General features: G+C 44.3%; 13 protein-coding genes and 1 tRNA gene. 4 read left to right on the top strand and 10 right to left on the bottom strand.

Annotated elements, in window-relative coordinates:
* Window positions 1-21: 21 nt before the first annotated feature.
* Both pxpB and ABIE50_RS16235 read right to left on the bottom strand, forming a co-directional pair.
* Window positions 22-732 carry a 5-oxoprolinase subunit PxpB gene (gene pxpB, locus ABIE50_RS16240; RefSeq protein ID WP_209857245.1) on the bottom strand — a complete coding sequence of 237 codons (711 nt, stop codon included), beginning with the start codon at window positions 730-732 and terminating at the stop codon, window positions 22-24.
* A gap of 143 nt (window positions 733-875) precedes the next feature.
* Window positions 876-1,082 (bottom strand): helix-turn-helix domain-containing protein, encoded by a 207-nt coding sequence (locus ABIE50_RS16235; RefSeq protein ID WP_209857243.1) that lies wholly within the window; start codon window positions 1,080-1,082, stop codon window positions 876-878.
* Window positions 1,083-1,875: 793 nt separating this feature from the next.
* On the opposite strand from ABIE50_RS16235, the gene ABIE50_RS16225 reads away from it, so the two are divergent.
* Window positions 1,876-2,949, top strand: coding sequence for an alpha/beta hydrolase (locus ABIE50_RS16225; RefSeq protein ID WP_354028041.1), 1,074 nt, complete (start codon window positions 1,876-1,878; stop codon window positions 2,947-2,949).
* A gap of 389 nt (window positions 2,950-3,338) precedes the next feature.
* Here the strand turns inward: ABIE50_RS16225 and ABIE50_RS16220 are convergent, their stop codons facing one another.
* A complete protein-coding gene (locus ABIE50_RS16220; RefSeq protein ID WP_209857238.1) occupies window positions 3,339-4,328 on the bottom strand; it encodes a terpene synthase family protein in 990 nt (329 codons plus the stop codon).
* A 251-nt stretch (window positions 4,329-4,579) separates the two neighbouring features.
* Between ABIE50_RS16220 and ABIE50_RS16215 the strand changes: the two genes are divergently transcribed.
* Window positions 4,580-5,161 (top strand): Crp/Fnr family transcriptional regulator, encoded by a 582-nt coding sequence (locus ABIE50_RS16215; protein WP_209857236.1) that lies wholly within the window; start codon window positions 4,580-4,582, stop codon window positions 5,159-5,161.
* 69 nt (window positions 5,162-5,230) lie between these two features.
* A complete protein-coding gene (locus tag ABIE50_RS16210; protein WP_209857235.1) occupies window positions 5,231-6,166 on the top strand; it encodes an ester cyclase in 936 nt (311 codons plus the stop codon).
* Window positions 6,167-6,674: 508 nt separating this feature from the next.
* Here the strand turns inward: ABIE50_RS16210 and ABIE50_RS16205 are convergent.
* A tRNA-Leu gene (locus ABIE50_RS16205) sits at window positions 6,675-6,761 on the bottom strand.
* Window positions 6,762-6,934: 173 nt separating this feature from the next.
* Between ABIE50_RS16205 and ABIE50_RS16200 the strand changes: the two genes are divergently transcribed.
* A complete protein-coding gene (locus ABIE50_RS16200; RefSeq protein ID WP_209857233.1) occupies window positions 6,935-8,152 on the top strand; it encodes an NAD(P)-dependent oxidoreductase in 1,218 nt (405 codons plus the stop codon).
* A gap of 26 nt (window positions 8,153-8,178) precedes the next feature.
* Here the strand turns inward: ABIE50_RS16200 and ABIE50_RS16195 are convergent, their stop codons facing one another.
* From ABIE50_RS16195 to ABIE50_RS16170, 6 genes are all read right to left on the bottom strand, one after another.
* Complete coding sequence (locus tag ABIE50_RS16195; RefSeq protein WP_209857231.1) at window positions 8,179-8,700, bottom strand: hypothetical protein; 522 nt, start codon at window positions 8,698-8,700, stop codon at window positions 8,179-8,181.
* Between the two features lie 34 nt (window positions 8,701-8,734).
* On the bottom strand, window positions 8,735-9,121 hold the full coding sequence (locus ABIE50_RS16190; protein ID WP_209857229.1) for a hypothetical protein: 387 nt from the start codon (window positions 9,119-9,121) through the stop codon (window positions 8,735-8,737).
* A gap of 79 nt (window positions 9,122-9,200) precedes the next feature.
* Entirely contained in the window at window positions 9,201-9,356 is a 156-nt protein-coding gene (locus ABIE50_RS16185) for a T9SS type B sorting domain-containing protein (RefSeq protein WP_209857227.1), read from the bottom strand.
* Complete coding sequence (locus ABIE50_RS16180) at window positions 9,334-11,163, bottom strand: PKD domain-containing protein (RefSeq protein ID WP_209857225.1); 1,830 nt, start codon at window positions 11,161-11,163, stop codon at window positions 9,334-9,336. Before ABIE50_RS16180 ends, ABIE50_RS16185 begins: the two co-directional genes overlap by 23 nt.
* 37 nt (window positions 11,164-11,200) lie before the next feature.
* Window positions 11,201-11,998 carry a hypothetical protein gene (locus tag ABIE50_RS16175; RefSeq protein ID WP_209857223.1) on the bottom strand — a complete coding sequence of 266 codons (798 nt, stop codon included), beginning with the start codon at window positions 11,996-11,998 and terminating at the stop codon, window positions 11,201-11,203.
* Between the two features lie 33 nt (window positions 11,999-12,031).
* Complete coding sequence (locus tag ABIE50_RS16170; RefSeq protein WP_209857221.1) at window positions 12,032-12,754, bottom strand: tRNA1(Val) (adenine(37)-N6)-methyltransferase; 723 nt, start codon at window positions 12,752-12,754, stop codon at window positions 12,032-12,034.

Below are 12,754 nucleotides of genomic sequence, written 5' to 3'. Positions count from 1 at the left end.
TGTTTCCTGCTGTTAAAAGTGTCAAATAACATGCGTCATCTCCCGGAAATCGGCCAGCGATACCGGTATAAACTTCACCTGGTCGCCAGGCCCGCAATAACACGGGCTCTCCGAAGCAGCATTAAATAACTGCAGGGGGGTACGACCAATAATATTCCAGCCTCCAGGAGATTCCTGCGGGTAGATCCCTGTTTGTGCACCGGCAATACCTACGCTTCCTGCCGGCACTCTTACACGGGGATGTTTTAACCGGGGCGTTACCAGCTGCCCGTGCACCTTGCCCATGTAGGGAAAGCCCGGCAGAAAGCCCAGCATATACACCGTATAGGTTTGGGCGGTATGCAATTCGATGATCTGTTCGGGAGAGATGCTTTTTCGTTCAGCCATAACAGTCAGGTCAGGAGCAAGAGAAGGATGATAACATACCGGTACCTGCAACAGGCGTGATAGCCCGGCGGTAGTGGCAGCTGTATTTTCCAGTGTTGCGATGATCAGGTCACTGATAGTTTTGCCGGTATAACCATGCTGTTCCCGGTACAAAAGTACTGCATCGTATATAACTGTTAAGGAGGCATATGCGGGGATAAGATCCAGGATATAGGGCTTCTGCAGGCTGTGCAACCCGTGGAACGCCTGCATTACCTGGCGATGAATCTCCCCGCCGATCTGCTGTTCCCATTCAATGATAATGGCCCGGTCGCCCAATGGAGATATACGGTAGTTGCTGTGCATATATTTATGAAGATAATAACTTTAAAACATATTGCACATTGGCGGGGCTTCTATTCTTCCTGATACCAGCTCAACTCTGTAAGATTTACGGTACCGGCAAGACAGGGGCTGCAAAGGCAACGCTGTAATATAATATACCTGGGTTATTCTTTCCTGTACTCTAAAATATCACCTGGCTGACAGTCGAGTATCCTGCATATCGCTTCCAGTGTATCAAAGCGAACGCCTTTGGCCTTTCCCGTTTTTAAAATAGAAAGATTGACAGTTGTTATTCCCAACTTTTCCGCCAGCTCTTTGCTCTGCATCTTTCGACGGGCAAGCATTACATCTAAATTGATTATAATCGGCATACTAAATAAAAAGGTCTTGGTCTCTCTGTAAATTCAACCCTTGTCTAAAAATATTCGCAAGCAATAAACTGAACATTCCCAGCATAAAATGGACAAAAACCAGTAACCACATTGCAGCGATCACTTCCACAAAAAAAGCGGAAACTATAGTCACAGGCAATGGTATAAACAAATTGGCGATATAAAAATATCTGAGCCTGGCTATATTTTCCGAGGTGAAATACCTGGGCTGAAAGAATATCCTGAACACTTTTGCCGACAACCAGAAGAAAAATCCATAAAGCAGCAGCGGAAGCAAAAAGGAGAAAATTTTGTATGCTGTGTTGTTCTCAATATTAATAAACGGGGCTTCTGTAAAAGGATAGTTAATATGCAGATAGTTATTATCCTCATAAGAGGTGATGCCGCTGTTTGTAAGCAGGCAAAATCCCGAATATAAAGTTGTTGCAAAATACCCTGCTGCCAGGATACAACACACAATAAATAAAGTTCTGGATATAATTTTCGTATGGTTCATCAACTAAATAATTAAACACAATGACCATGCGAATTTATAAATAATTATCGTGAAACGATAATTATTAAATGTAGCTTTTTATTCTATTTGTTCCCCCGGGCCATGATCGATTTACCCGCTGTTGAGTAGCATGTTTGATTTTCTTAGGTATCCGTTTGATTTCCTTTAGCAGCGAACAGGTACGCCGTTCTAACTTTGCATCGTGTTCAGAGAAAACTGAATATAGAAACGGCGCCGGCTAAAGCGGGATCACTTACAACAAACAAGCAAAAAAATATGAACAAGATACCATTCATCGCAATTGCCTCCCTGCTACTGGTAACAGGTAAGGCCCGGGCGCAGAAAAACGCGCTGACACATGACCTGGATTCCAAACAGACATTGGATACCAAAGAGGCAGTTGCAACAGATCATTATACCTTTAGATTAAGTGATAAGGTAACAAGACAGCGGGTTTCTTTCCATACCAGGTATGGCATTATGATTTCCGCGGATCTATATCTTCCAAAAACAATTGATACCACTAAAAGGCATGCAGCGTTAATCGTGGGCGCACCCTATGGTGGCGTAAAAGAGCAGGGCTCCGGCATCTATGCTCAGAACATGGCAGCTCGCGGCTACGTAGCCCTCACATTTGACCCGTCGTACAATGGCTATAGTGGTGGTGAGCCCCGGCACATATCCTCCCCTGATGTGTTTGTGGAAGATTTCAGTGCAGCGGTAGATTATATCGGCACACGCTCATTTGTGGACCGTAATAAAATTGGTATCATCGGCATCTGCGGCAGTGGCGGGTTTGCGCTTAGCGCCGCACAAGTAGACCGTCGTATAAAGGCGATTGCAACATCAGCGATGTATGATATTGCGCGTGTAAAACGGGAAGGCTTTGCAGGCTCATTAACGGAGGAAGCAAGAAATAAATACCTGGATGAAATCGGTGAACAGCGCTGGCGTGAATATGAAGGCGCCCCTGTAAAACTCACTCCCCGGGGTGCACCTTTAACAGTGGATGCCGGCACCGATTCTATCAGCCATGAGTTTTACGAATATTACTCCCAGCCACGTGGCTGGCATCCCAATTCCATTACGCAATTTACAGAAGTAAGTGAAGCATCATTTATGAACTTTTCTTTATTGTCCTACATTGGGTCCATATCTCCCAGACCTATTCTGTTTATTACCGGAACCCGTGCCCATTCCCGTTACATGAGTGAAGATGCCTATAAACTGGCAGGTGAGCCAAAAGAACTGTATGTTGTGCAGGGTGCAAGACATATTGATCTGTACAATGATGTGCATATGATTCCGTTTGACAAGCTGGATTCATTTTTTAAACAATATCTCAGGTAGCCCTGCACATGCTGGTTCCTTCGCTGAAAAGTTAAGCCGCTTAGATCGCAGGATTTAAGCGGCTTAACTTTATAGCTATCCCTGCTAAATCACCGTTATGAGGCGCCCCGGCCAGGCAAATCCGACTCCACCGTGCTGGTACCGCTCTGTTTCCTGCAGGTAAAAAGTATTCACCCTCTGGATTCCTATCCCGGAATAGTATATAAACTGATCTTCTTATATTTTATTTTTTGTACCTCTGTCAGGAATGTATAATCGTTGTCAATCCATGCCTCCATATCCCTGCCCATTTGTTCAACATTCGGATTTATAAGATTTGGCCATGGATAGCAATTTAAAGGCAGATAGTTTCCTGAGTTATATTCTGCTGGGGTCATACGGGATTATCTTTAGCTAATGGTTTGCTGAATGGTTTTAACGTCGGGGAATCCTTCCAGGGAATTATAACGGTCCAACCTGTATGAAACAGATTTCCATCCGTTCAATGTCATACTGATATAATGTACCCTGTTAACTACCGCGTCCTGCCACTCTCCGAAATCCGGCAGGAAATTTTGCAGGTACTGAAATTCTTTTAAATACTCATTGTGAATACGGAGCGTTTCCTGGCAGGCCTCCTCCAATGAAAGATTCCCTGAATGTTGAATAACCTTGACAACATTATAGTAGATAGCGTCTGTTGCTTCATCTTTAAGCACAGACTGGACATCGTTAAAACAGGCCATCATTCGCACTGCCAGGGCTTTCAGGCGTTTTATAACCATATGTTGATGAATTCCGGCGGGAAGAAATATTCCCGTTTCAAGATCCATAAGCTCCAGGAACGGATACAAGCACAAGGAATCTTCCCGAATGTTCAGGCATTCGTCAATGGTGGGAAACTCTTTACGGGATTTGTAATCAAGTTCCTTCTCCAGACCAGTAAAATATTTTTGAAGGCCATCGGTGAAGCGGGTTATTGAGTCAGTAGGAAGAAATTGCAGCAGCTCATTTCTAAGGCTTACAAGAAGGCCGGACAGCGGGATTCTGGCTTCCTCTGCTATTGTTTCTCCCCGCAGGATTGAAAGGGTTTGCTGATGAACGAAAAAAACTTCCTGCAGGTTGGATTCTTCATACATATCGTCGTTATAAAGTGTCCACAACATCAGCCGGCAGACCGGCCGTAATTTTTCAAGCCTGGCTGTAGGGAACCACTGAGATGCAATATGTGCTGTTTTTGTCTTTTTGTACTTCTGCCTGACCTGAGGGTTATCTTCGTATAATGCCAGATATTCACCATCTATCCATTGATGATCGGTGATTTCCTGTAGTTCTTCTGCGAGAGGGTTTTTCAGCATGGGGAACGGGTAATGAAACTGGGATAGTAATTTAATAATCATAAACCGGGTTTTATAAATCACTTAAGCTTGTTCTTTGTTTGGACGGGTAACTTTTTTAAAATTAAAGCTCCCGACTGCGATCTGCATACAGAGATACTCATCCGTTGTTGTTCATCAATGTGTTATATCATAAATAACTGCCTCCACCCCGCTCCTCCCGGTGCCGTCTTAAAAGGTGCTCCCTTAGCGCATTTCCCGGAAAATGCCTATCTTTACAGCCTACACAACATCATAACAGTCTGCATCCAAAAATGAAAGATGAGCTTATCCTGAAAAATATTGAACGCCATATTCATCTTGAAGAAGAAGAAATTAACCTGCTCTTTTCCCTGTTAACATCCCGTACACTCAAAAAGAAGGCATTCCTGCTCCGGCAGGGAGAGGTTTGTAAAACCGAAAACTTTATCACCAAAGGCTGCCTGAGGATGTATACCATCGATGAAAGTGGTCTGGAGCATATTGTAATGTTTGGGGTGGAAGGCTGGTGGGTTAGTGATCTTTTTAGTTTCTTCACCGGTACTACTTCTGATTATTATATAGATGCGCTGGAGGATACAGAGTTGTTGCAGATTTCAAAGCCTGATCTCGAGCAGTTGTATGAGCGGGTACCCAAGTTTGAACGATTTTTCAGGATCCTGCTTCAGAATGCTTTTGTAGCGCAGCAAAGGCGTATTAATCAGAATCTTTCCTTTACCGCGGAGCAGCGGTACCTGGATTTTGTGAGGCAGTATCCGCAACTGGAACAGCGTATTTCGCAAAAACAGGTAGCAGCTTATTTAGGTTTCACCCCTGTGTTCCTGAGCATGCTCCGGAAAAAGCTAAGCCAGCAATAATTTCTTCAACTACTTTAATTTTTTTGATTTTCATGCATCGTTCATTTGCTGTTCTAAACACACAAATAGATGAAACAGCAAATTTTTGGAACACGCAATGACTGGACAGGCCTGATATTACGCCTTACGGTAGGCCTGATATTATTTCCCCATGGCGCGCAGAAAGTATTTGGTTGGTTTGGCGGTCCGGGCTTTACCAATGAAATGACTTTTTTTACTGGTACGCTGCATCTTCCCTGGCTGATCGCGTTCCTCGTGATTGCAATTGAATTTCTCGGCGCCATTTCACTGATCGTTGGTTTTGCTTCCAGGATCTGGTCGATCGCCATGATCTGTTTATTTATCGGCATTATTTTTACCGCTCACACAGAGAACGGTTTTTTTATGAACTGGTTTGGTACACAAAAAGGCGAGGGTTATGAATATCATCTGCTGGTAATAGGCCTGTCGCTGGCCGTGCTCGTAAATGGCAGCGGTAAATATGCAGTGGACAATATACTTGTTAAACCCGCGAAGCTCCCGTTGCCGGCCCTGATACTGCCCGGAACTATCCTGTTATTATTCACGGCCTGTAATCATCCTGCTCCCGCCGCGCCAGAAAAAAATAAACAGCTGGTGGAGCGCTATTTTAATGAAGTCTGGAATAACGGACAGGTGGATGTACTCGATGAATTGCTGCGCCCGGATTATATCAATCATACCCCTTCCGTTCCTAATCCACCAAAAGGTCCGGATGGTTTAAAGCCAATTGTAAAAGCGATCAGGAAAGCCTTTCCGGATCTGCATTATACCATCAAAGATGTGATTGCCACAAACAACAGGATAGTGGCCAGAGTGGTAATGACAGGCACACAAACGGATAGTTTATTTGGTATACCACCTTCCGGTAAACGGGTAAACGTTAACCAGATTAATATTGAGGAGATCGTGGATGGCAAAATAGCGGAGCATTGGCGGGTTACCGATGAGCTTACGATGATGAAGCAATTGGGTGTAGTAAAATAGTGATAAAACAGGAATTGCTTCCTGTTTTATCTGTAAGCCGGATGTTGTAATACAGTTATGAATTGTTCCCCTAAAATCAGGCGCATGGCGCTGTGCCGATGTAACTCAATCCAATAACCGATTGGGGCTATGTTATTTCGTTTAAATCAAAGGAATCCTCACTCAGCCAGTTTCCGGTAAATTTCTTCAAAATCACTAATAGCTTTCTGCAGGAACAGCTTTTAGATCGTTTGGCGGCAGGGCCTGAACTTACTTCGAGCGATAAAAGCATTCTGCGGCCTCAATTCGTAAATATATAGGCCTGGAAGTTTTTTGAATACCCTATGATCAATGATAGTTGTACCACGTGCTGGCTTTCTCTTCCCTTCCCTTAGGCACAAAGAGATAATGGCTTACATAATTTATCCCTGATTAATTTGCTAATCAGATCTAGTGGGAGAAAGCGACAAAAATCTGGCAGGGCGCTCAATAAAAAAAGCCTTGTAAATCAAATGACTTACAAGGCTTCTGGTGCCCAGAACAGGAATCGAACCTGCACTCCGTTGCCGAAACAAGATTTTGAGTCTAGCGCGTCTACCAATTCCGCCATCTGGGCAATCTTACTAATGAACTTACCGCTTCGCTTGCGGGATGCAAATATAGAAACTCTTACTTAATTCACAAATAAATTTTACATTTTTGTATATTTTTTTTTCTAACGCCCTGTTAACAGGCGTCCCGGCGGGTTTACAAAGACATACAGTTCGCGAAAATACCCTACATTCAAAGATGGAAAACAAGATACATATCGGACTTATCCGGGAAGAAAAGCACCCCCACGATAACAGGGTTGCCTTTACTCCCAAGCAATGCCAATGGATCATGCATCATTACCCACAGGTGCAGATATTCGTACAGCCTTCCCCGTTACGATGCTACAAAGATGAAGAATATGAAAAAGCAGGCATCACCCTCCGGGAAGATCTTTCTCATTGCACTATACTGCTGGGTATTAAAGAAGTACCTGCTGATAAACTGATGTCTGGAAAAACATACCTGTTCTTCAGCCATACCAAAAAGAAGCAGCCGCATAACCAACATATGCTCCAAACTATATTGGAAAAAGGGATTACGCTAATAGATTATGAATGCCTTGTGCATCCCGACGGACAACGTATCCTTGGATTTGGCTTTTTTGCCGGTATTGTGGGCGCTCATAATGGCCTGATGGCTTACGGGGAAAAAACGCAGGCCTTTCACTTCAAAAGGGTACACACCTGCCACGATTTCCAGGAACTGATCAACCATTATTTCGGGATCAAACTGCCTCCACTGAAGATAGTGATCACCGGCTCCGGCCGCGTGGCCGCCGGCGCCCTGGAAATAATGGGGCTGCTCGGTATCAAATATCTTCCACCGGAAGAATACCTGATCAATACCTATTCCTACCCGGTATATACCCAGCTGAAAGCTGGAGAGCTATACCTGCGGAAAGATGATAAAACATACAGCCGCGCCGACTTCCACCAGCACCCGGAGGCGTACGAATGCCGTTTTCTTCCTTATGTTACTGCAAGCGATATCCTTATGAATGGGATCTATTGGGATAAGAAAATCCCCCCGCTCTTCCAGGCAGATGACCTGAAAAAAGATAACTTCCGTATTAAGGTGATCGCCGATATTACAGATGATACCAACGGTTCCATTCCCTGTAACCTGGGCGACAGCACCATTGAAGATCCCGTATATGGCGTTACAAAAGACAAGATGGAGCAAACGGCCCCCTATCTTCCCGAAACAATAGATATGATGTGCGTTAGCAACCTCCCCAATGAGCTGCCAAGAGATGCTTCCCAATACTTTGGAGATCAGCTGATGAAATATGTTTTTGATGAGCTGCTGAAAACAGATAGCGAAACAATCATGAATGCCACCATTACAGACAAGGGTAAACTAACTGCCAGGTATAGTTATCTCGACGACTATGCAAAAGGAACAACATCATAAATAATTCAATAGCATTTTGCTTTACACTAAAGCTTTATTTCAAACATAAGCCGTGAACCAGTTCGCGAAACCGTAAACGGATGATCCTCTATTGCAGGCTCCGTAATGCTTATATAATAAGGGTTACAGATATTATCGGATTTCTCTTTCCTGTTAGTGTGAGATAGCGTAATACTACCTACATTGGCAATATCTATCCGGTACTTAAACACTCCTTCCTTCGTATCAGTCACAGGAATTACCAGCGCTCCATACATTGGTGATCCTGTTTGCTTTACGATCACTCCTCCTCTCAAACCCAATGGCGCAGGGCTAATTGTTATGGCAGAAGTATCAATATTTTTTGATAACAGTATATTCTCCCCTGTTTGTTTATCCAGCAAAATTAATGCTGCCTGGGCCGGCATTCCTTCACTGAGCACATCTTCACAGGGATTCTTTTGTGATGATTTTTTACACCCGGCACCTAAAACCGTAGCCAGCAGTAATATTAGCGATAGCTGATAAATTTTCTTTGCAAAAAAGCGGGGCAACCGTTTTTCTTTCATAAAACCATTTTATTTTTAATACAGAACATGTTATTCAATCACCTTTATGCCACTCTTTATTGAACTTATCTACCTCTGGTTTACTGGGTGCAGCTACTGCAACTATTACCCCGGTTCCATTATTTGCTATGAAGAACTTTAATGGCCTGAAATACTTTGCGCTCTCCCCAATTGCCTTATAATATAAGTCTCCGTTTTTTATGCTACGGTCAAATTTAAAAAACGATGCGTATGGCGCCAAACCCAGCCGGCATATGGTTCCGCTGTCCAACGATATATTGGTCACCGCAGTTATAACTGTATAGGTACTCCCGTTCACAGCAGGATCTGGTTCCGGCAGATTTGATATAGCCTGTGCATTCTGTTTTTTACATGCAATAACCATGGGAAAGAACAGCGAGTAAAAAAGTATCTTCTTCATAAAATGAATCTAAGAAACTTTGCGAAGTTGCAAAATAAAAATATCGCAATTGTTATCTTGAAGATCATTCGAAGGGAGGCTATCGTAAAAGATTAACAGTGCCTTTCAATTGTTTTTCTGTGCCATTGATGTTCTTATAGCGGATAAAATAAACATATGCTCCAACCGGCTGCAGCTGGCCTTTATGCGTACCATCCCAGCCCACCGTTATATCAGTAGTAGAAAATATCTCCATACCCCCAGCGGTTAAATATCCTGAACTCCAGCAACACCTGGCCGTTTGGCTGACGAAGCCTGAATACATCATTCTGTCCATCTCCATTTGGAGTGAATGCAGTTGGAACATACAGATCTACGGCGCATTCCTTTGCCACCGTTTGGCGGACCACCGTGCCACACTCATTGGAAACAGCTACCCTGTATACACCCGGATAACGGATGAGGTAAACATTTCCTTTATCACCACTCTCCCACTCATAGCTGTCGTACCCAGAAGGTAATGTGACCGTAACAGGCTGGCCGGAAAATAAACACATTTCAGGATCAAGTCTTACCTGCGGTTTCTCTTTTACTGCCAGGTATACAGTAATTATACTATCGCATCCTCCTGTGGTAAATAAAGTGTTCACATAATGGTCTGCGCTGTGCACACTTCTTCCATCCGGCAGTGTATAGTTTTCCCCGTTACAGATGGTATCATACTTCTCAATGTTATATACAGGCATCACTGTAAGCTGTGTTGTAATAATACTATCACAGCCATAATGGGAAATTAATGAAGATAAATATGTTCCTGATGTACTTACCGGCCGTCCATCTGGCAACAGATAAGATTCTTTCTCACATATAGAGACAGCCTTGATAACATGATATGGAGGCCGTAACTGCAGATCAGTTATAATAAGACTATCACATCCCTGATAAGTGGTGAAGCGGGATGTATATTGCCCTGCATTGCTTACAATACGACCATCCGGTAACTGGTAGCTGGCCCCTTCACAAATATTGATAACTTCCTTTATTTTATAAACAGGATTCACCACCAGGGTAGTGGTAATGACGCTATCGCACCCGTATGACGATATAAGCACAGTACTGTAAGTACCTGCAGCCGTCACTGTTTTTCCATCTGGCAACTGGTAGGTATCTCCCTCGCAAATACTGGCATTCACCTTGTAATCTTTTACCGGTACATAAAGCTCTGTGGTAATAATGCTGTCGCAATGTTGGTAGGTTTTGAGGGAAGAAGTATAGGTGCCGGAACTGTTTACCTTTCTCCCATCCGGTAACTGATACTCGTCTCCGCTGCAGATAGTGATCTTTTCTGTCAATTGGTAAACCGGCAATATCTTTAGGGTAGTAACAATAACGCTGTCACAATCGTTTGCCAGTCTTTTCAATGTACTGGTATAATCGCCCGCCACCGCAACCTTACGCCCATCCGGTAATGTATATGTGTCTCCGCTGCAAATGGCTTTTGTAACCCTTTCCTCAATGTTGCTGCCAATATTGATCTCTTTTGTTTTTTCATCCGTACTGCATAGACTTGTTACCTTTACCTTTACATTATACTTTTTTCCCGTGGCATATGTGTGCCGGGGAGAGAGATCAGTAGAAGTAGTTCCATCTCCAAAATCCCATAAAACGCTGGTGACTCCGGTCTCATTAATCAGCTTGAAAAGAGGAGCGCCTCCGCAAATATCAGACACAGTAAAGTCGGCGGCAATGTAAAGAAAGCTATTTACAAACGTAGGAAAAGACAGCGATGTCCTATGCCCTACGCCGGTAGGATCCATATCTATCGCATCCCGCTCAAAATTACAACCAGCACCTCTCACCTCCGGCGCATGGATCATTCCCACATACCGGTAGCCAGCATTGTACACCTGCTCAAATCCCATATAAATATTTCCGTCAGGCCCCATCTGAAGCCCGCCCATCTGGATATCATCGGTGCTGGTGACAATGGTTTGCCGGGAAGCGTTAATATCAGGTGCAGTCAGGTCATACTGGAATAGTTTACCCCAATGCAGATAGTTCATACTCACAACATATAAAAGCCTGCCACTGAGTGTAAACTCAATACCAAGCGGGAAAATGACATCCAGGGAAGCAAAATGGAGCACTGATTACCCCGGTGCTGTTATCGAACTTCAACAAGTCTACCACGCTCATAGCACCCTGCGCGATGGAACCCAGGGAATGAACCATCGTTCCTCCATCGGGCGAAAACTTAATATAACCGGTTTCCTCCCAGCCTCCCGGGTGAATAGTAGCCCCCACTGTAAACGTAGTAGCCGCCGATAACCCAGAGGGTGAAAGCAGGTATACATGGAAAGTGGCCCCGTTGGCAGCATGTGTTACTATCCAGTAATCCCTGCCGTTACAATGCCGCGTGGCAGCCATTTTCTCGGTACTTTCATTATTGCTGAGTAATATAGTGTTCTTGGTGGAGGGGATAATATCACCTTTACCGTTATCCAGGGCCATATCCAGAATATTATACCGAAATCCCTTGCCGGTCATAGTGGTAAAAAGATAATATTGTCCGGGATGTCCTGGAAAAGGAACTGCAATTCCCGACTGTACGCTGGATGGATCTCCCATAAGTCCCGTACCGTTAGGCATAATACCATGCTGGGCATTCCATACTGTAGAGCCTTCTGTATAAAAGAGCAACTGACCGGTAGCACCATCACAGATAGTGGCTACCCCTTCACGGGTAAAGGTTTGTCCATCAGTAAGAACTGTGACTGGCTTAGTGTTGAAGTTCAATCCTGCATTATATCCGAAATACCAGATATTTATCTCTTTCTGGGCGTATAAAAAGACAGGTAATAATAAAAGTAACAAACAAATTCTGGCTACTCGAAACATATCAGGATAAATAGAGTGCCAAAGTACAAAAAATTACAGATATAAATAATACGGCTGCAGCAACTCTACAAACCCCGGCGTATACACCCCTCCCGCATCATGCACGGAAAGCTCGGTAACCACTGTATTCCCCGGCTTCCTGGAAAAAATACCCACAGTCCGGAAAAAGCCATGACTCACACTCTGCCGGATATATAACACCTGCTTCAGGTGAAGCCCTGCTGCCAGCGCCAATTCTCTGAAACCTTCAAAGACCGTATATGGCAGCAATACAGACAGCTCGCCGGAAACGGCCAGTTGCTGATCTGCTGCTGTGATCAGCTCCTGGTAACTCAGGTTGGTGGCATGCATCGCCAGGTCTTTTCCTGCATGCCCGCTTTTAAGCGCATGCTCATAAAACGGCGGGTTGCTGATAATAAAATCATACTTCACAGCCCCATCCATCTTTCGTATATCCTGCTTGGTTAGGGTCAATCTGTGCGCCCAGGGAGAATCATCAAAATTCTGCATGGCCTGGAGCGCCGCGGAAGCGTCCAGTTCCACCGCGGTTATTACCCCGTCTACCTGCTGCGCCAGCATAAGGCTCAGCAGCCCGGTGCCGGCGCCTAAATCCAGTATAGCCGGCGCCGTTATTTCATTATCTGCCAGGTACCGCGCCGTGAAAGCGCCTTGTATACAGGCATCTGTACATACTTTCATGGCGCAGTGCTCCTGGTGAACAGTAAACTGCTTGAATTTAAAAAATGTGTTTGCCAT

It is taken from the genome of Chitinophaga sp. OAE865, assembly GCF_040546735.1.
GTDB lineage: Bacteria > Bacteroidota > Bacteroidia > Chitinophagales > Chitinophagaceae > Chitinophaga > Chitinophaga polysaccharea_A.
The sequence above is the reverse complement of the archived record's forward strand: the minus strand, read 5'-3'. Positions and strand labels throughout refer to the sequence as shown.